Source organism: Streptomyces sp. NPDC043812, from assembly GCF_056436245.1.
Genome location: NZ_JBWKCY010000002.1, coordinates 257,437 through 276,150 on the forward strand (window position 1 = coordinate 257,437; position 18,714 = coordinate 276,150).

Genomic DNA, 18,714 nt, shown 5'->3' on the forward strand with positions numbered 1-18,714 from the left:
TGCGCTGCAAAATGGCCACAACGCGAACACGCGAGGCAGCAATGAAGCTGCCCCGCGTGCTCTTTGCGGCTCCCGGACCGGGTCATGGGGACGTCGGTGCGGCGGTGGTGCGGTGTACTGCCGTACTCGGTGGTGCGGCGTCGGTGCTGTGCTCAGTGCGCGGCGACGCGTGCCATGCCGCTACGGCGTGGCTGCATCGGTACCGGCCCCGGCTGACGGCCGCTGCCGGCCGCCGGCTGGCTACGGCGCGGCTGGGCCGCCACACCGTTCTGGACGTCCATCACGGCGTGCGCCACGAGGCCGCCCATCGGGTCGTGCCTGATGAGATCCCGTAGCCGGGACCGCGAGGAACGCCCTTCGTTCCCGGGATACAGGTGCTTGCCGAGTCCGACCGCGTGGGCCAGCGCAGCGAGCGCCGCGGTCCGCGGGTCCGGCGGTACGCCGGTGCGGATCGCACTGTCCAGCCGGGCCCTGATGTCCCGGCTGATAGCCGTGTCCGTCGCCTGGTAGCGAGTCGTCGGCAGCACTCCGCACATCTGACCCGCCACGGCATGAACCATGCCGCACCGCTCCAGATGCGAGAGGTAAATCTGGCGCAGCCCCAGTCGGGGCCCGCCGATCCAGTGGACCGCCCGTACCGGACTGCCACGTCTGCGCAGCAGTTCCAGTGCGGAGTCCAAAGTCGGATCTCCTGTCGGCCGTGGCATCACCACGGCGATACGATCCCCGTCTGGGGCTATCCGTCCTGCCAGAGCCAGCTCTACTAGCTGTGCCCCGGCCAGGCCGAGGTCGAGCGACTGCGGCTGCGCTGTGGTACCCGTGGTCGGGTCCAGAGCGAGCAGCAGAAGCTCCTCCGGAAGTGTTCTGCGGCTCCTGCCCATCCATGCCTCCCCGCGTGGATGAATGACAGGGTGACCCCTCTCACATTGGTCTGTCGAGAGCGCCTGGGTGCTTTGTTAGGGAACCGATAGGTATGTCGTTCTCGTCTAGCACGGGAGCCAAGCGCTCACACAGGACACTGGTAGATGCTTCGGACACTGCGAGCGATCGGCCGTCGGCGCGCGTAGTGACACTCGACAACACATACGCATGGCGCATGGCACATGACTCATGGAGGAGGCACGGTGGCGGGCGAGTCCCCCGACAAGTCGGAGCAGCGGAGGTCGTCGGGGGAGACGACTGAGGGCGAACGCGACCCGCGGCTCGCCATGTTCCGCGAGGGTTCCCCGGATCCCGCGGAACCCTCGGAACGGTCGTCGGAACCGGCGTCGGACGAACGGACGGCGGTCTTCCGGACGCTGCCGAAGCGGGACACGGCGAAGCCCGCGCCCGCGAGCCGTACGGCCCCGGTCACCGACGCCCCCGCAGAGGCGGCCGACGCCGCTGCCGACGCCCCGGAGGCACCACCCGGTGCCTCCGGCAACGACGCGCGCCTTCGGGCGGCGGTGGCGGCGTGGGTGGCCACTGCGGACGACTCCCCGGACGCTCAGGCGGACCAGGACGCCGACCAGGACGCGGACGAGGACGCCGGCCAGGACTCGTCGTCGGCCGACGAGGCGGCCGCGGCCGAAGCCGGCAGCGCCGACGAGGGCGTCCCCGACGCGGAGCCCGAGGACCGGGCCTCCGACGAGGAGCCGGAGCGTACGTCGTCGTCCGCGGACGACGAGCCTGCTGAGCCCGATTCCGAGGTTCCGGAGAACGACTCCAGCACCGAGGAGCCGGCACCCGAGGCGCCCGACGCCGTCGTGGAGACACCGGAAGCGGACACCAGCTCGGCTTCGGCCGGTGAGCCCGACCGGGCCGCTGACTCCTCCGCGGACTCCGGCGAGCCGGAGGCCGACGGGCGCGGCGATGCCGCCGACTCCTCCGACTCCGCCGAGCCGGAGGTGGACGCCCCCGCGAACGACACCGCTCCCTCCGCCACGGCGGAGGCGTCCGGTGCCCCGGCGACCGACGTCCCCTCGACCCGCGGCGAAGCCTCCGCCGACGGATCTGCAGGTGCGAAGAGCGAAGCTGCGCCCGCCGGGCGTCCCGTCGTCGATCAGCCGACCACCACCTTCAAGGCGCTGCGCCGGCCCGTCGTCGATCAGCCCACCACGGCGCTGAAGCTGCCCCCGCTGCCGAAGCCCGCCGCCGAGCCGGAGTCCGACTCCGAGCGCACCAGCACGTTCGTGCCGCTGCGGCGCGACGACGTACGAGCGGGCGGCGCGACTGGGAAGCCGCAGGCCAAGAGCCCGGCTCCCGCTCCCGTACCTGCCGCGGCACCCGCCGCCCCGCCCTCGCTGACCGAGGCCGAGCGCACCAAGCAGCAGCCCATGCCGCCGCTGCCCCCGCTCGACCTGCTGGCCGAGCTGACGAACACCCCACCGCCCCCTCAGACCCCGGTCCGCACGGTCGTGCGGCGGATCAAGATCTGGACCCCGCTCGCCGTCCTGCTCGTGATCGTCTTTGCGGTCGTACAGGCATTTCGTCCGCTGCCCGAACCGGAGCTGACGCTCACCGCCGACGCGGAGTACACGTTCGACGGCGGCAATCCGTCGCTCCCGTGGCCGGAGAAGGGTCAGGGCCAGATCACCGTGTCCGGGCTGGGCGTCGTCGGTGAGTTCGGCGAGGAAAAGCCCGTACCGATCGCCAGCGTGACCAAGACGATGACCGCGTACATCATCATGCGCGACCACCCCTTCAAGAGGGGCGAGGACGGCGCGTCCATCCCCGTCGACGCCCTGGCCGAGAAGGAGGGCGGGTACGACGAGACCAACGACGAGTCGACCCTCAACACCATCAAGGAGGGCGAAACGATCTCCGAGCGCGACGCCCTCAGCGCGGTCATGATCCCCTCCGCGAACAACGTCGCGCGGCTGCTCGCGCGCTGGGACGCGGGCTCCGAGGAGGCGTTCGTCAAGAAGATGAACGACACCGCGAAGGAGCTCGGGATGACGAACACGAAGTACACCGACCCGTCGGGCCTCGACGCGACCACGGTCTCCACCGCTGCCGACCAGGTGAAGCTGGGCCAGGCCCTGGTGAAGAACAAGGCCATGGTGGACATCACGCGCGCGCAGGAGTGGTACGACCCGTCCGGCAAGCGCCACAGCAACTACAACACCCTCATGCCGGGGAACGGCGCGATCGGCATCAAGACCGGCTCGACCACCAAGGCCGGCGGCAATCTGCTGTTCGCCGCGTACAAGGACATCGGCGGCACGACGCAGACGATCGTCGGCGCGGTCCTCAGCCAGCACAAGGTGCCCATCCTCAAGGCGGTGAACGAGGCCAGCGAGGCTGTGCTGATCGCGACCCGCGAGGTGCTGGAGTCGAAGACGGTCGTCAAGAAGGGCCAGGTCGTCGGCTATGTCGACGACGGCGTCGGCGGCCGCACGCCGCTCGTGACGACCGAGGAGATGACGATCACCGGCTGGCCCGGCCTGAAGGTCGAGTCCGGGCTGACCGACGGCGGCAAGACGCTGTCGCACACTGCGAAGGCGGGCGCGGTCGTCGGCAGTCTGACCGCCGGTTCGGGAGCAGGCGCGGTCAGCGTTCCCGTCGCGCTTCAGGAGGACCTCGTCGAGCCCGGATTCGGTGACAAACTGACCCGCCTCGGCTAGGTCCTGTCCGGGCGGACAGGACCTGGGCGGACTAGGCCTACCAGGGGTCAGCCCGGCCCTGATCCGGCGGATTCACCCCACGGATTCGTGAGCACGCGGGCGTCCCGGCCCACCGGGGCGCCCGCGTGTTAGCGTCCCGAGGCAACTGCGGGGCGCCGGGACAGCGTCCTTGACATACAGAACACAGCAGGCCCGGGGACGACGGCAGTCAGGACAGAACGGGGAGAGCCGCAGTGACCACCGCTGAGCCGACACGGGCGGACCGCAGCAGCACCGTCACCGGCCCCGCCAGGGGCTCCGGCACCGGCACGGCCACCGGCAGCGCAGCGCCCGCCACGGGCGGGTCGGTCATCGCCCCGCGAATACCGTCGGACCTGCCGCAGGGCGGAACCGGCGCGCGCGTCACGGCTGTTCTCGGCGACCGTCTCGCCCGACACCCCGTTGCCCTCGCCACGGCACTGTCCGCGTTCGTGCATCTGCTGTGGTTCTTCTTCTTCGCGAACAGCGGCGGTGACATCGCGGCCCAGGACGCCTGGGCCGAGTTCGTCGGGCGGCACCCCGACTCCGCGTACAACCTCGCCTGGTACGGCGGGATGCACCCCGTCTCGTACAGCGTCGTCTCCCCGTACCTGATGTCCGTGCTCGGAGTGCGGACGACGATGATCGTCGCGGGGACGGTCTCGGCCGCCCTGACGGCACTGATCCTCGTGCGCGTGCGGGCGGTCCGCAATCCGGTGGCCTGCGCGCTCGCCGGTGTGTTCGCGTTCCTGTGCAACGCGCTGTCCGGCCGGGTCACGTTCGGTCTCGGCATGATGTTCGCGCTCGCCGCCGTAGGCGCGGTGTTCTGCTGGCCGCACCCCTGGCGGCACAACCGCTGGGCGAAGGCGGCCGTTGCCGCACCGCTCGCGGGGCTCGCGACGGCGGCGAGCCCGGTTGCCGGCCTCTTCCTCGGGGTGGTCGCCGCGGCGCTGTTCCTGAACGGCCGCCGGCCCGGCGCGTACGCGGTGGGTCTGGCCCCGCTCGTGGTCGTCGCGCTGTCCGCCTGGTTGTTCCCGTTCTCCGGTACGCAGCCGATGTCCCTCCTGTCGACGTCGCTGCCCTTCGTGTTCGGGGTCCTCGTCCTCGTTCTCGTGCCCAAGGACTGGCGCACGGTCCGTACGGGCGCGGCGGTGTACGCGCTCGGCACGTTGCTGACCTGGCTGATCGACTCGCAGATCGGGTCGAACGTGTCCCGGCTGCCCATGCTGTTCGCGGGCGTCGTCCTGCTCGCGGCGCTGCCCTACACCCGGCCGCGCTCGCGCAGGTGGTACGCCCTGGTGATCGCCTTCGCCGGGCTGAACTTCTGGATCGGTTTCAAGGGCGTCGACGACATCGTCCGCACGGCTCCGACCGCGTCCTGGAACCGGGAGCTCGCCCCCCTCGTCGACCGGCTCCAGAGGGTCGGCGCCGAACGAGGCCGGGTCGAGGTGGTCCCGGCGAGCAGCCACCGTGAGGCGTCGGCGCTCGCGCCGTACGTCAATCTCGCCCGCGGCTGGAACCGCCAGGCGGACATGAAGCGCAATCCGCTCTTCTACGACGAGGACAACGTCCTCACCTCCGCGACCTACCGCGCATGGCTCGACCGGTGGGCGGTGCACTACGTCGTGCTGCCACAGGGCCGCCCCGACTCCAGCGGCGCCGTGCAGGAGGCGGCTCTGGTCCGCGAGGGGCAGCCGTATCTGCACCGGGTGTGGGGCGACGCCAACTGGCAGCTGTTCGCCGTGAAGGACCCGATGCCGCTCGCGGACCCGCCGGCCACGGTCGACCACGCGGGCGCGGGTGAGCTGACGATCCGGGTGAAGTCCGCCGGCCGGGTGCTGATCCGCGTCCCCTACTCGCCGTGGCTCAGCATCGTCGACGAGGACGGGAGAAGCGTGGCGGGCCCGAAGGAGACGGCGGAGTCCCAGCTGCGCGAGGACGGCCCGAAGACCTTCGACAACGTCAACGGCTGCCTGCTGAAGGCCGAGGAGGACGATCAGGGCGACGAGTGGACCGAGCTGCTCGCACCCCGCGCGGGCGTTTACCGGCTCGCCGCCCCTTATCAACTCCCGCGCGGGACACCGTGTCCCGACGAATTCCGCTAGGCCGCATTCTTACCCGCGTTAACACTTATGCGGCCCGTTTCGCTGATGCATAGTGGACCCGCTTTCCATACCGCTCAGTCGGTCTACGGGGTTCGGTGCGACATGGTGTGCGGACGGTGTGACGGTGACGGCGCGGGACTCCTGCGAGGAAGGAGTTGCCGCCGATGCGGTGAGCCGCGCCGGACGGCACGGGGATCCTCCCGTACCGGAAAAGGGCTGCCGGCAGGGGCGGTCTTACTGATGACCCTGGTGCTGGCCGTCCCGGCGTGCGGCCCGCTGGGGGATGACGCGGACCCCGCAGACAGGCAGACCTCCGGCTTGGGCGGTCAGGACGACGACCTGGGCCGCCCGGGCGGGGCGCCCACGCGCATCAGGCCCTCGGACGTGCCCGGCGCGCTGCCCTCGCCGCTGCCGTCCCCGTCCCGCTCCCTGGACCGTCCGACCCCCAAGCCCCCGTCGCGCGCGCAGCCGCCGGGGCGGCCCAAGGGTCCTGCGTACGCGGCCTGGGCGGGACCCGGCTGTACCGGGGGCGGGCGCTACGAGGAGGACGGCCGTTTCAGCGACGGCGACGACGGCTGGTACACCGTCGGCTCCGGAGGCCACGAGGGCGACGGCTGCGACGGCAGCTTCACCGCCGTCCCGATGTCCGGTTCCCCGGTCAAGGACGGCGACGGCAGGGCGACATGGTCCTGGTACGTGGGCAGCGGCTACCGGACCTGCTCGGTGGCTGTCGTCGTCCCCGAGAGCGACCGCGTCGAGGACGTGGCGGGCAACCCGACGACGTACAACGTGCTCAAGGACCCGGACGACCCGGACAGCGCGGTGAAGACGTTCGAGATCGACCAGACGTCACTGCGCGGCAGCGGAATTGTCGTGGAGAAGGTCCCCGTGCACGACCAGCAGGTGACGGTGCAGCTCGTCGACCGCGGCCAGGACTGGGGTGGCGAGCGCGGCGGGTCGCACCACGCGGCGGCACAGATGCGCGCGGAATGCCGCGCCTGAGGCATTCGACGCATCGAACTCCCGGTAACTTGTGGGAATTTCGGAAATGCTGCGCCGCGACAGCTACCGGCAGGTATGCCATTGCTGCAGAGTGTCGCCATGCTTTGCGAGGGATGTGGGGGGCGCACACCGGTGCGCACCCGGGAACGCTTTCTGAGGAGTGCGGGGTGCGGGCAGTACGCATACGGGGCCGGCATCGGCGGTGCGGCCGGGGCTGGACGATCGCGGGCCGTGTGGCCCTGCCTTCCGGGATCGGAAGGGCCGCGCTGGGCACGGGAGTCGTACTCTCCCTCGGCGCGCTGGTGACGAGCGTGACGCTGCTCGTCGGCAGCAGCGGCAGTGCGGTGGGCGACCCGGCGCCCGCCCCTGTGGACGTCGAACTGGGCGGCCGGGCGAACCTGATCAACCCGACCGTCCCGAGCGCCTCGCCGTCCCCGTCCCCGTCGCCCACGAAGGCGTCCCCGGCCCCGCGCCCGAAGGCCCCGCGCCCGCTCGCGACGGAGAAGCCGAAGCCCACCCGGACGTCGTCCCCCTCCCCGTCGTCGTCCCCCTCCCTGCCGTTGCCGTCGGTGACGGCGCTCCCGACGGACTTCTGGCAGGACCACGACCCCTGCTACGAGGACCCGTACGACCCCTACGACCCGTACGACCCGTACGCGGGGTACGGCGGCGGTTCTTACGACGGCCGTCACGGCGGCGGTGGCCACGGCGGCGGTGGTGGTGACGGCTACGACGGGTGCTGGTGACGACCCCGGCCTCCCTCAGGCGGCGGCCGCGTTCCCGGTGACCACCTCACGCCGAGCGCGCCGACGGCCGACGGCTGTGGCTGTGGCTGCGGCTGTAGCTGCGTGCGCTGTGACGGTTTGCGCCTGTGCCTTGGGCTGTCAGGCCTTCCGCCTACGCTGCCGCCCATGTGGAAAGAAGCTGCTGCCGGCGCCCTGCCTGACGTCGAGTTCCGGGCACCCGTCGACGCGACCGCTCTGGCTGAGGCGGAACGGCGACTCGGCCGGCGCTTGCCGTTGCCGCTGACTGCTCTGCTGAGGGAAACCAACGGGATCGTGGGGGAGTACGGCACTGACGTCGTTTGGTCCCTGGATCGGATCGTGGAGCAGAACCTGCTGTTCTGGTCCCCCGATATGTTCCCCGGCCTGTACATGCCCTTCGATCCGCTGCTGTTCTTCGGCGACAACTGCGGGGGCGACCAGTTCGCCTTCGTGCTCACGCCCGAGCGTCCGGACATCTTCGTCTGGGACCACGAGACCGACAGTCGGCTGTGGGCTGCGGGGGAGTTGGAGGACTACCTGCACCGCTCCCTCGCGGATACCGGCGACTGGTGGCGATGACCACTCGGGAACGAGCGGTCCTCGCCCCATCGAGGCAGGGTTCGCGACCACTCTCAGCAGCGGCGGGTCTGGTAGGGCACGGGGGAGGGGACCGGCCCGGTCGGTGTCGGGCACCGGGTCAGGGCGACGAGGAGCGTCAGCGTGATCCCGCCCGCGATGACGAACAAGGCCGTGCTGATCCCGTTGGCGGTGGCGATACGAAGCTGTTCACCCGAGAGGTCGTCGAGCCCCGCGGTCGCCACCAGAACGAGGACGGCGAGTCCGACAGCTGCGCCCACTCCGGAGCCGGTGGACGCGATACCTGAGGCGATCCCCTGTTCGCGGTCGGAGATTCCGCTGGCGGCGGCGATGAACATGGCGGTGAAGACCACGCCGTCACCGACGCTGAGCGCTACCAGACCGGGGATCAGTTCGGCGTACGCGCCGTCCGGCGAGATGGCGAGGCCGAGTCCCACCGCGCCGAGCGCACCGACGGCGAGGGCGACGACCAGCGTGACCCGGAGGCCGAACCTCGTCACCAACTGGCCTGCCGTTGTGGAGCCGGCGACGACCACCGCCGTGGGGATGAGAAAGCCGGCGCCGGTCTGCAAGGCGTCGTAGCCCAGGATCTCCTGGAAGTAGATGGACAGGAAGTAGAGCACCGAGCCGAAGGTCGCCATGAACATGAACGCGATGACGACGCCGGTGATCAGGTTGCGGTTGGCGAGCAGCCGGGGCGGCATGAGCGGGTCGTCGCTGCGCCGCTCGACGACGGCGAAGACTCCGATCAGCAGTACGCCCGCAATCGCGCTGACCAGGATGGCGGGCGAGAGCCAGCCCAATCCGGGACCCTGCACCAGAGCGAACACGATCAACGTGACGCCCAGAGTGACGCTGAGCGCACCGGGCAGATCGAACTTGCGGCCCCTCTCGCGCGCGCCGTCCGGGGGGATGAGCACGAAGGCAAGCAGCAGCGCAGGCCCGGCCAGGACGACGTTGACCAGGAACACCGCTTCCCAGCCGAACGCCTGCGTCAGAATGCCGCCGAGCAGCACACCGATCACGAGTCCCGCAGCGCCGGCACCGCCCCACACCCCCAAAGCGCGATTGCGCATCCGGCCTTCCGCGAACGTGGTGTTGATGAGCGCCAGAGTGGTGGGGAAGACGAGTGCTCCGCCGAGACCTTGGACGGCGCGGGCGACCAGCAGCATCTCGCGCCCGGTCGCGAATCCGCCCGCGAGCGACGCGCCCGCGTAGAGGCCGAGGCCGGTGGCCAGAATGCGGCGACGTCCGAGCAGGTCGCCTGCGCGCCCGCCGAACAGCAGGAAGCCGGCCGAGACCACTGCGTAGGCGATGATGACCGACTGGAGGGTCTGCGCCGAGTACCCGAGGTCGCGCGCGATGTCGGGGAGCGCCACGACCACGATGTACTGGTCGAGCGAGACGATCAGCATGGCGAAGGACAGCAGTGCCAGTGTCGCGGTGTCGCGGTTCCACCCCAGACTGCCTGACGCGGACGACGTCTCGATGGGGCGCAACGGCAGCACTCCTGGTGATCGGTCAGGTCTGCGCATACGGTCTGCGGGACGTTCAGCCGGGGGAGGTCCTCGCCGGGAGCAGACACTCGCCAAGACCCTATACAGCTCGCTGTCCCCGCCCCGTCATCAACACCCGGGATTGCTGCAGGGGCAACCGGCAGCTCCCTGGCGGGCCCTGCCGGTACCGCCGTTCAGTGCCGCCCCTGTCCAACCGTGTTGATGTCAGCCGTGGATGCCATCGCGTACCTGCTGCTCGGTGCAGCGGTGGTCAGGTGCCACACGTGCATCCTGCCGAGGTCCGGGCGGGCCCACTGTTCCGGTCTGCTGAGGTGCAGCAGGCTTCCGATGCGCTGTCGCCGCTCTTTCCGAGGGTGTCGGCGTCGGCCTTGACGACGTACACCTCCCACGGCTCCTTGCCGGGGCCGGTCACGGCTGGAGGACGGCAGCGAACTCGCTCTGCCGTAGTGCGGGCCAGTCGTTGCCGCTGGCAGTGCTGATCGTGTATTCCGTCACGGACGGGATCGTGCCAGGCGCTAGCGAGTCGAGCCACCGTGCCTCACACAGTCGCAGGGCCAATCCACACACGCGATCAACCGCACTCGAGGAGAGCATCATGTCCGCCACCTATACATTCGACGTCTTTTCCAGTCTCGACGGCTTCGGCGCCGCCGGCGGCAACTGGACCGGCTACTGGGGCAAGCAAGGCCCCGAGCTCCTCGACCACCGCCTCGCCCTGTACGGCGAGGAGCAGCGGATGGTCTTCGGGGCCAACACGTATCGGGCGTTCGCGCGGATGCTGGCAGCGAGCACCGAGGAGTCCGAGGTGCGTGACCCATGGGTCACACGGATGAGGAGCCTGCCGGCAACGGTGGTGTCGACCACGCTGGAAGGATCCCTCGACTGGCCGGATGCCAACGTCGTGAGCGGCGACGCCGTCGACGTCGTCGCTCGGCTCAAGGAGGAGTCCGAAGTGCCGTTGCGCTCCCACGGCAGCCTGTCGATGAACCGGGCGCTGATGGCCGCCGGTCTGGTCGACCGCGTCCAGGTGACGCTCTTCCCTGTGATCACCGGTCAGACCGGGCTGGACCCGATCTTCCAGGGTGCGGCCGACTTCGACCTCGAGTTGATCGAGCGCCGGACGCTCGACGGCCACATCCAAGAGCTCATCTACCGGCCCACTTTGCATGTCTGAGTCCATCCATGCACCCGCCCCATCAAGCCTCGGGCCGGGTATCGACGTCCACGGCCCCGGACATCGCAGCGGCCACCTCAGCGGCCCCGGCGCCGTCGGGGCGGCATGCCGTACGCCTGGGGTGCGGTAGCCGTGGGTCTTGTGCGGACGGTCCATCGTCCGCTGAGCCCGATCCGGGCACTCCCCATCTGAATCACGGACCGGCTCTCAAGTTTCGGCAGACGATGACAGGCTCAAGAGGTCAGCGCACATACCGGGAGCGCCTGTGCGGCCAAGCGCGTGTTGGAACCACGCGTAGCGGTCCGGGCTCGGCGCGGGCGAGTGCACCTTGAGGAGATCGGGAAGCCGTTACGGTGACGGGCATGTCTGACGCCGGCTTCTGGAGCTTCGCGCCCGACCGCATAACCCATGGCAGCGGCGTCCGCTATGAACTGACCGTCTTGCACCCGCCGTTCACGGTCGAGGTCGAGGACCTTCCGCCCAACGACCCGGAGTGCGCCGCGGAGTTCGCTCGCTCCCTGGGCACGATCGACTACGTGATCGAAGACCTCGGCCTCCGTAAGCAGAGCGAGACGATTACGGTCGCCACGAGAGCTGACCTGGACCTCGTGCAGGCGGGGGCATGGGGGAACCTCGTGTCGATCTCCGATCCGGCGTTCGCGGACGACGGCAACGACATGCCGCTTCTGGCGGAGGCCACTCGGCTGCGGGAGCGCTTCCCCGACGCACGGATCGTGGGCCGGGTAGAGGTGCGCTGCGGCGCCGAACACACCGAAGACCTCGTGTGGCTGCCGGACGGCACCATGTTCCATGCCTGCGGCTGGCCCGGAGATGGCCGAGGCACTGGAAGACATCGCGTCGAGGATCGTCGACTTCGTTCGTGACTCGTTCGGGAAGTACGCGCCACCGCCGGCCGTTCCGGAGGGCGCGACCCGCGCGGAGAGGCTCCTCGCGTTCACCGGGCGCGACCCGCACTGGTCCCGCTGACCTTGCGCTGAGCGCGCCACCCCGGCAGGACCGTGTGTACACGCACATCGTCCAGGACACGCAGCGCGGGGCCATCGGTCACATGGGCCGGCTGCTCAAGCGGCGGCCCGGGAGGAGTGGGTGACGGCCGGCGCTGACGTCAGCCGTGAATGCCAAAGGGCATCCACTGAATTCAGCAGATGCCCTTTGCGCTTGTGCCCCCGGCAGGATTCGAACCTGCGACACCCGCTTTAGGAGAGCGGTGCTCTATCCCCTGAGCTACGAAGGCGAGGCGAACGTGCGGATCTCTGAGAGATCCGGCGCCTAGCCTAGCGGATAAGCTCTCCGGCCTGGCGGGATTCCCGTTTGCCCAGCTCACGTACGGCGCCACGAGGGCTGGAACCGCGGCCTTGACGGTCGGCGGGACGGCGCATAGCGTCGCGGGCGTACTGAGCAAGCGCTTAGAGAGGGGCGATCCGTGACGCACCCCGAGACGTCCGAGGCGTCCGAGACGTCCGAGGCTTCCGATCCCGTTCGGATCGGCCTCACCGCGCCCGGAGCGCCCTTCGCCGTCGTGCGGGGGGCGGACGGCGTGCTGCAGTACGAGACGGGGCCGCGGACCCTGCGGGAGTTCGTCGAGACCACCTGGGCCTTCGGGGAGCGGCCGTTCCTGATCGGCGAGGACGCGTCCTACACGTACGGGGAGTTCTTCGCCGCCGCCTCCGCGCTCGCGTGCCGGTTCGTCGACGTCTACGGGCTGCGCCCCGGCGACCGCGCCGCCGTCGCGATGCGCAATCACCCCGAGTGGCAGATCGCCTTCTGGGCAACCCAGTTGGCCGGGCTCGTCGCCGTTCCCCTCAATGCCTGGTGGACCGAGGAGGAGCTGGCGTACGCCCTCGACGACTGCACCCCGCGCGTCGTGCTCGTCGACGGGGAACGGCTGCCGCGGGTGGAGAAGTGGGCGGCCGCCCACGGTGCCCGGACCGTCGTCTTCCATCACGACGGGGACGTCGCCGAAGGTGTGGAGCGGTACGAGGATTTCGACGCCCCCGATCCGCTCGCCGCGCCGCCCGACGTCGATGTCGCCGCCGAGGCGGACGCCACCATCATCTACACCTCCGGGACCACCGGCCGTTCCAAAGGCGCGGTCGCGACGCAGCTCGCGCAGGCCGGGGCGACGGTCAATCCGCGGTACCACGCCACCGCGTCCGCGCTCGGGCGCGGGGTGGTGCCGGGGCAGGGTGCGGCCCCGGTCACGCTGATGACCTTCCCGTTCTTCCATGTCGCCGCCTTCACCACGCTCTACGCGATGATGGGCGTCGGCGGCACCCTCGTCCTGATGCGCAAGTGGGACGCCGACAAGGCGCTCGCACTCATCGAGCAGCACCGGGTCACCCACTACTCCGGCGTGCCGACGACCGCGCTCCAGCTGCTCGATGCCGCCGAGCGGATCGGTGCGGGGCTGGGGACGCTGACCAACCTCAGCACCGGCGGGGCCGCCGCGCCGCCCGATCTCGTCGCGCGTCTGACGGCGGCGTACGGCCGCCGGATCGAGCCCCGCAACGGCTACGGGCTCACCGAGACCAGCGGGGGAGTGCTGGCGAACTTCGGCGACGGCTACCGCGCCCACCCGGGCAGCGTGGGCCGGCCCGCGCCCGCCGTGGAGGTGCGGATCGCCGGGCCGGGCGGCGAGGCGCTGCCCGAGGGCGAGGTCGGCGAGCTGTGGCTGAGCGGCCAGGCCCTCGTGCGCGGCTACTGGCGCAACGAGCGGGCGACCGCGGACGCCTTCCACGAGGGCTGGTTCAGGACCGGTGATCTCGCGACCGTCCGCGGTGGCCGGGTCAGCGTCGTCGACCGGCTCAAGGACATGGTGATCCGCGGCGGCGAGAACGTGTACTGCGTCGAGGTCGAGGGCGTCCTGCACGACCATCCCGATGTCGCGGACGCCGCCGTACTGGGCGTGCCGCACCCGCAGTTGGGCGAGGAGGTCGCGGCCGTCGTACAGCTGCGGCCCGGAGCCACGGCCGGTGTCGAGGAGCTGCGTGCGCATGTGGGCCGGGCGCTCGCCGCGTTCAAGGTGCCCGCGGTCGTGGTGCTGCGCGACGAGCCGATGCCCCGCAATCCGACCGGCAAGATCCTCAAGCGGGAGCTGAGGGGTGTGCTCGGGCCGGAGCTGATGGGGGACGTCAGGAGCGTGTGACCCGCACGCGGTAGACGCCGTCGTCCTCGCCGACCACGGCAATGCGCACGTCGTGCTTCTCGTCGGTGAACGACTGGCCGGGCCGGTAGGGCGCGTCGGACAGTTCCGCGTGGATGTTGGGGCCGCGGGTGCAGCCGCCGCTGTCCTGCTGGCTGTCGGCCACTGTCACCGGGCCGCGGCCGGTGTCGACGCTCGACGTCACCCGGTAGATCAGCACGCCCGGTTTGCACACGGCGTCGTCGTTGCCGGCCTGGGTGCGTACCTCCACCGCGTAGCCGGTGTCCTCCGTCAGCGGCACGATGGCCAGCTTGGAGCCGCCTGCGGTGGCGAGCGGGGTGAGCGCGTACTCGGTCGTGCCGGGGTTGGAGGCGCAGCGGATCTGCTCGTTGTCCAGCCACCCCAGCTTCCACTTGTGCCAGCCCAGCAGGTCGTTGTTGGCCCCCCAGTCCTCGGACATGATGTCCCAGTGGCCGACGGCGCCTCCGCCGTCGGCGGTGTACAGGTCGGGCAGTCCGAAGACATGGCCGTTCTCGTGCGGCAGGACGCGGTAGCCAGTCTCCTTGTACGAGCCGGAGCCGTCGTCCTGGCGGCTGTAGACGAAGGACGTGTTGGCCAGCGGCACGCCGTCCGCGTGCGGCGCCTCGTTGTTGCCGGAGAACGTCACGGACAGCACGGTGTCCAGGGCCGAGGGGCCGGCGTTGGGGGTGACCAGCACATTGACCAGGTCGTACTCGCTGAAGTCGACCTTCGCGTCGGCGACCTCGACGAGGTCTTCGACGAGCCGCCGGTAGCCGGGTTCGTAGGGAGAGCCGCGCTCTATCCCGTACGCCGCGAACGGCAGAGGCATCCGCAGCCAGTCGCGCACCGGGGCCTGGGGCAGGTAGCTGAGACGTCCGTAGGAGCTGGTGCGGAACCAGTCCGTGGTCTGCGGGAAGAACTCGGCCAGCCGGTCGAGCGCGGAACCCGCGCCGACCGCGTCCGAGAAGTCGATCATCAGGTTCAGGGCGCGGACGTCGCCCGTGGAGCGGCTGTAGCCGGGTGGCGTGGGCATGCCCTCCGACATCTGCACGCCGACGACCGAGGGTATGCGGCAGGGCCCGAGTCCGGTTGCGTCCGGCACTGCCACCGGCCCGGCCGACGCCCTTGTGGGGGCGGATATCGAGCCGCTCGCCGTGGCCAGTGCGGCGAGAGAGAGCGCGGCGAGTGCGGCGAGTCCGCCGAGCCGACGGCGGCTGCTCCGTCTGCGTATCCGGTGGCGGGTCTGCTCCATGCGTACGCCTTCGGCTCCGCGGCAGCAGGCCGGGCCCTGGCTGCGCTCTGTCCGACAGCCTGTGTCGCGAGGTGAGGGGGCGCGCGTCGGGTGGGCCGATCGAGGGTATTTCCGGCGTCCGACGTTCGATCCCGCAGATGTGGTGCAGGTCACATTCGAACCGGGAAATAACCGGGGATCGTTTCCCCGTTTGGACCTGTGTCTCCATGAAACGGGGAAGGGTTCCCCGCTTACTCGGCACCAGGAACCCGTCACCGCGGACCGGAAGCGAAAAGCGAGACCCAAGAACGAGACCGACGTACGAGAACGAATCCCGAGGCACCCTCGGGAACGACCGGGAAGGACGTGGAGCCGTGAGCCCCGCCGCCACCGAAACGCGCCGCGCGCCGCGCCCGCGGGCCGATGCCCTGCGGAACCGCGAGCGGATCGTGTCGGCCGCGCGCGAGATGTTCGTCGAGTACGGACCCGAGGTCCCGCTGGACGAGATCGCCCGCCGCGCGGGCGTCGGCAACGCCACGCTCTACCGGCACTTCCCGGACCGGGGGGTCCTCATCCGTGACGTCGTCATCTCCGTGATGTCCCGGACGACCGAGCAGGCGCAGAACGCGACGGCCGAGGAGGCCGACCCGTTCACCGCGCTGCGCCGGTTCGTCCACGCCGCGGCCGACGAGCGCATCGGTGCGCTGTGCCCGATGCTGTCGGGGGCCTTCGACGCCGACCACCCGGATCTGCACGCCGGACGCGAACGCCTGGAGGAGGCCGTGCAAGGCCTCGTCGAGCGGGCGCAGGCGGCGGGCAGGATGCGCGGGGACGTCGCCGTCGGAGACCTGATGGTCGCCCTCTCCCAGCTCACCCGGCCCCTGCCCGGCACCGCGTGCCCGAACATGGACCGGTTCGTCCACCGTCATCTGCAGCTGTTCCTGGACGGCCTCGAAGCGCCCGCGCGCTCCGTACTGCCCGGGGCGGCCGCAACCCTCGACGACCTGCGGAGCGCCTCGTGACGCTGTAGCGATCAAGCGATCAAGCGATCAAGCGATCCACCGACACCGCTCAGCGGCTGCAGTGACATCGAAGACGTCGACCACGTCGTGACTCCAGCGGTTGCAGTGACCTCAGCGGAAAGCGACGGCCGGTCCGGATCCGGCCGATGAATTCCGCGGGCCCCGGGGGTCTCCATGCCGAGACTCCGCAGCGCGGGCCTCTTACCGACATTTGCGCGCCCTTCGCGTGACCTCCTTACTCCTTAGGTGGCCAGACCCATGCCGAAAACGCCCGACATATCACTTCCGGACCCGAGTCGATGGAAGGCTCTGGTCTTCATCGCCCTCGCCCAGCTGATGGTGGTGCTCGACGCGACGATCGTGAACATCGCGCTGCCCACCGCCCAGCAGGACCTGGGTATTTCCGACGCCAACCGCCAGTGGGTCATCACCGCCTACGCCCTGGCCTTCGGTGGTCTGCTGCTCTTCGGCGGCCGCATCGCCGACCTGTGGGGCCGTAAGCGCACCTTCGTCGTGGGTCTGCTCGGCTTCGCCGCGGCATCCGCGCTCGGTGGTGCGGCCACCGGCGAGGCGATGATGCTCGGCGCCCGTGCGCTGCAGGGTGCCTTCGGTGCGCTGCTCGCCCCCGCCGCTCTGTCGCTGCTCGCCGTGATGTTCACCGACGCCAAGGAGCGGGCCAAGGCCTTCGGTATCTACGGTGCGATCGCCGGTGGTGGTGGCGCCGTTGGCCTCATCCTCGGCGGCTTCCTCACCGAGTACCTGAACTGGCGCTGGACCTTCTTCGTCAACATCCCGTTCGCGATCGTCGCGGCCGTCGGCGCCTACCTCGTGATCCGTGAGCCGGAGGGCGCGCGCAACCGCTCCTCGCTCGACGTTCCCGGTGTCGTCCTGTCCACGCTGGGCCTGGTCGCGCTGGTCTACGGCTTCACCCGCGCCGAGTCGGCCGGCTGGTCGGACAGCCTGACGGTGGGCATGTTCATCGGCTCCGCGGTGCTGCTCGCCGCGTTCGTTGTCACCGAGGCGAAGGTCAAGGCCCCGCTGCTGCCGCTGCGCGTCCTGACCGAGCGCAACCGCGGTGGCGTCTACCTCTCGCTGGGGCTCGCGATCATCGCGATGTTCGGTCTCTTCCTGTTCCTGACCTTCTACCTGCAGGTGGTCAAGGACTACTCACCGGTCATGACGGGCTTCGCGTTCCTGCCCATGATCGCTGGCATGATCACCGGCTCGACCCAGATCGGTGCCCGGCTGATGACCCGGGTGCCGCCCCGCCTGCTGATGGGACCGGGCTTCCTGGTCGCCGCGACAGGCATGCTGATGCTGACGCAGCTGGAGATCGACACCTCCTACGCGGGCCTGATCCTGCCGGCGCAGCTGCTGCTCGGCCTCGGCATGGGTACGGCGTTCATGCCGGCGATGTCGCTGTCCACGCACGGCGTGAACCCGGCCGACGCCGGAGTCGCCTCCGCGATGGTCAACACCTCGCAGCAGGTCGGTGGCGCGATCGGCACGGCACTGCTGAACACGATCGCCGCTTCCGCCACGACCTCCTACGTCGCCTCGCACGCCGCCGGTGCCACCGACCCCAAGCTCCTGGAGCTGCAGGCGATGGTGCACGGCTTCTCGTCGGCGATCTGGTGGGCGGTCGGCATCCTGACAGCTGCGGCCGTGATCGCCGTGACGCTCATCAACACCGGGCGCCCGGGGGCCGGTTCGGTCACTGCCGGCTCGGGTGACGGCGAAGGCGTGAAGGACGAGGTGAGGATCCCGGTCGTCGCGCACTGAGCGTCGGCGCCGAACGAGGGCGCTCCGTCGAAGGGTGCAGGGCACGGCACACGTCACGTGCGCCGCGCGCAAGGAGAAGGGCCCCGCCCGGGTGCATCACCCGGGCGGGGCCCTTGCCGTGTGTGAGGCGCCGGGCAGGCGCTGCGCCGGCGGAGCTCAGCGCAGCCAGGGCAGGTCCGCGCCGGTGTCCTGCGGTTGCAGCGCCTCGGACATCACGCGCATGATCTCGCCCAGCTGCCGGACCTGATCGGGCGTCAGCCGGTCGAACATCGCCTGGCGCACGGCCTCCACATGTCCGGGGGCGGCCCGCTTCAGCACCTCGAAACCCTCGTCCGTGAGCACCGCGTTCTGTCCGCGCCGGTCGGAGGGGCAGTCCTCGCGGCGCACCCAGCCGTTCTTCTCCAGCCGCGCGATCGCGTGCGAGAGGCGGGAGCGGGTGATCTTGGCGTCCATGGCGAGCTCGGTCATCCGGCGTCGGCGGTGCGGTGCCTGGGCGAGCTGGACGAGGAGCCCGTAATAGATGTGCGGCATGCCCGCGTCCCGCTGGAGCTGGCGGTCGAGGTGGTCCTCGAAGAGAGTGGTGGCATGCCGGTAGGAGCGCCAGACGCGCTGCTCTTCCTCGGTCAGCCAGCGCGGCTCGGAGCCGCTGTCGCCAGTGGGTGCCCTGTTCATGTATCCACTCTACGACCCCGTCCTTGAAAGTTGAACTAAAA

At 70.3% G+C, this 18,714-nt stretch carries 14 protein-coding genes, 1 tRNA gene and 2 pseudogenes; 11 read left to right on the plus strand and 6 right to left on the minus strand.

Annotation, left to right across the window (positions count from 1 at the left end; all coding sequences use genetic code 11):
* Positions 1-152: 152 nt before the first annotated feature.
* Positions 153-881 (minus strand): GOLPH3/VPS74 family protein, encoded by a 729-nt coding sequence (locus AC067Z_RS03855; protein WP_478787817.1) that lies wholly within the window; start codon positions 879-881, stop codon positions 153-155.
* A 222-nt stretch (positions 882-1,103) separates the two neighbouring features.
* Here AC067Z_RS03855 and AC067Z_RS03860 point away from each other — a divergent pair, with 222 nt between their 5' ends.
* The 5 genes from AC067Z_RS03860 (at position 1,104) to AC067Z_RS03880 (ending at position 8,073) form a co-directional block, all read left to right on the plus strand.
* Positions 1,104-3,605, plus strand: a complete 2,502-nt coding sequence (locus AC067Z_RS03860) for a D-alanyl-D-alanine carboxypeptidase family protein (protein ID WP_478787818.1) — start codon at positions 1,104-1,106, stop codon at positions 3,603-3,605.
* Between the two features lie 233 nt (positions 3,606-3,838).
* Positions 3,839-5,728, plus strand: a complete 1,890-nt coding sequence (locus AC067Z_RS03865; protein WP_478787819.1) for an MFS transporter — start codon at positions 3,839-3,841, stop codon at positions 5,726-5,728.
* A 240-nt stretch (positions 5,729-5,968) separates the two neighbouring features.
* On the plus strand, positions 5,969-6,730 hold the full coding sequence (locus AC067Z_RS03870) for an adhesin (protein ID WP_478787820.1): 762 nt from the start codon (positions 5,969-5,971) through the stop codon (positions 6,728-6,730).
* A gap of 233 nt (positions 6,731-6,963) precedes the next feature.
* Complete coding sequence (locus AC067Z_RS03875; RefSeq protein WP_478787821.1) at positions 6,964-7,476, plus strand: hypothetical protein; 513 nt, start codon at positions 6,964-6,966, stop codon at positions 7,474-7,476.
* A 165-nt stretch (positions 7,477-7,641) separates the two neighbouring features.
* A complete protein-coding gene (locus AC067Z_RS03880) occupies positions 7,642-8,073 on the plus strand; it encodes an SMI1/KNR4 family protein (RefSeq protein WP_478787822.1) in 432 nt (143 codons plus the stop codon).
* Between the two features lie 53 nt (positions 8,074-8,126).
* Here AC067Z_RS03880 and AC067Z_RS03885 read toward each other — a convergent pair whose 3' ends face one another.
* Positions 8,127-9,590 carry an MFS transporter gene (locus AC067Z_RS03885; RefSeq protein ID WP_478787823.1) on the minus strand — a complete coding sequence of 488 codons (1,464 nt, stop codon included), beginning with the start codon at positions 9,588-9,590 and terminating at the stop codon, positions 8,127-8,129.
* A gap of 268 nt (positions 9,591-9,858) precedes the next feature.
* Positions 9,859-10,020, minus strand: a pseudogene (locus AC067Z_RS03890) (glyoxalase/bleomycin resistance/dioxygenase family protein); the annotation flags it as partial.
* Between the two features lie 183 nt (positions 10,021-10,203).
* Between AC067Z_RS03890 and AC067Z_RS03895 the strand changes: the two are divergent.
* The 3 genes and pseudogenes from AC067Z_RS03895 to AC067Z_RS03905 all read left to right on the plus strand — a co-directional run.
* Entirely contained in the window at positions 10,204-10,782 is a 579-nt protein-coding gene (locus AC067Z_RS03895; protein WP_478787824.1) for a dihydrofolate reductase family protein, read from the plus strand.
* A 362-nt stretch (positions 10,783-11,144) separates the two neighbouring features.
* Positions 11,145-11,666: a DUF6333 family protein gene (locus AC067Z_RS03900; protein ID WP_478787825.1), complete on the plus strand. Its 522-nt coding sequence runs from the start codon at positions 11,145-11,147 to the stop codon at positions 11,664-11,666.
* A 137-nt stretch (positions 11,667-11,803) separates the two neighbouring features.
* Positions 11,804-11,893, plus strand: a pseudogene (locus AC067Z_RS03905) (integrase); the annotation flags it as partial.
* Positions 11,894-11,964: 71 nt separating this feature from the next.
* Here the strand turns inward: AC067Z_RS03905 and AC067Z_RS03910 are convergent.
* Positions 11,965-12,037, minus strand: a tRNA-Arg gene (locus AC067Z_RS03910).
* 189 nt (positions 12,038-12,226) lie between these two features.
* Here AC067Z_RS03910 and AC067Z_RS03915 point away from each other — a divergent pair.
* Positions 12,227-13,948, plus strand: coding sequence for a class I adenylate-forming enzyme family protein (locus AC067Z_RS03915; RefSeq protein WP_478787826.1), 1,722 nt, complete (start codon positions 12,227-12,229; stop codon positions 13,946-13,948).
* Here the strand turns inward: AC067Z_RS03915 and AC067Z_RS03920 are convergent.
* A complete protein-coding gene (locus AC067Z_RS03920; protein WP_478787827.1) occupies positions 13,935-15,218 on the minus strand; it encodes a M6 family metalloprotease domain-containing protein in 1,284 nt (427 codons plus the stop codon). The genes AC067Z_RS03915 and AC067Z_RS03920 overlap by 14 nt on opposite strands.
* A gap of 353 nt (positions 15,219-15,571) precedes the next feature.
* On the opposite strand from AC067Z_RS03920, the gene AC067Z_RS03925 reads away from it, so the two are divergent.
* Positions 15,572-16,219 carry a TetR/AcrR family transcriptional regulator gene (locus tag AC067Z_RS03925; RefSeq protein WP_478787828.1) on the plus strand — a complete coding sequence of 216 codons (648 nt, stop codon included), beginning with the start codon at positions 15,572-15,574 and terminating at the stop codon, positions 16,217-16,219.
* A gap of 258 nt (positions 16,220-16,477) precedes the next feature.
* On the plus strand, positions 16,478-18,001 hold the full coding sequence (locus AC067Z_RS03930; RefSeq protein WP_478787829.1) for an MFS transporter: 1,524 nt from the start codon (positions 16,478-16,480) through the stop codon (positions 17,999-18,001).
* A gap of 156 nt (positions 18,002-18,157) precedes the next feature.
* Here AC067Z_RS03930 and AC067Z_RS03935 read toward each other — a convergent pair whose 3' ends face one another.
* Positions 18,158-18,673, minus strand: a complete 516-nt coding sequence (locus AC067Z_RS03935) for a MarR family winged helix-turn-helix transcriptional regulator (protein WP_478787830.1) — start codon at positions 18,671-18,673, stop codon at positions 18,158-18,160.
* Positions 18,674-18,714: the final 41 nt, after the last annotated feature.

Excerpts from the sequence above, each read along its gene's own strand:
- AC067Z_RS03855 (WP_478787817.1), bottom strand. The coding sequence starts at position 881 with ATGGGCAGGAGCCGCAGAACACTTCCGGAGGAGCTTCTGCTGCTCGCT.
- AC067Z_RS03860 (WP_478787818.1), top strand. The coding sequence starts at position 1,104 with ATGACTCATGGAGGAGGCACGGTGGCGGGCGAGTCCCCCGACAAGTCG.
- AC067Z_RS03870 (WP_478787820.1), top strand. The coding sequence starts at position 5,969 with ATGACCCTGGTGCTGGCCGTCCCGGCGTGCGGCCCGCTGGGGGATGAC.
- AC067Z_RS03880 (WP_478787822.1), top strand. The coding sequence starts at position 7,642 with ATGTGGAAAGAAGCTGCTGCCGGCGCCCTGCCTGACGTCGAGTTCCGG.
- AC067Z_RS03895 (WP_478787824.1), top strand. The coding sequence starts at position 10,204 with ATGTCCGCCACCTATACATTCGACGTCTTTTCCAGTCTCGACGGCTTC.
- AC067Z_RS03900 (WP_478787825.1), top strand. The coding sequence starts at position 11,145 with ATGTCTGACGCCGGCTTCTGGAGCTTCGCGCCCGACCGCATAACCCAT.
- AC067Z_RS03920 (WP_478787827.1), bottom strand. The coding sequence starts at position 15,218 with ATGGAGCAGACCCGCCACCGGATACGCAGACGGAGCAGCCGCCGTCGG.
- AC067Z_RS03930 (WP_478787829.1), top strand. The coding sequence starts at position 16,478 with ATGCCGAAAACGCCCGACATATCACTTCCGGACCCGAGTCGATGGAAG.
- AC067Z_RS03935 (WP_478787830.1), bottom strand. The coding sequence starts at position 18,673 with ATGAACAGGGCACCCACTGGCGACAGCGGCTCCGAGCCGCGCTGGCTG.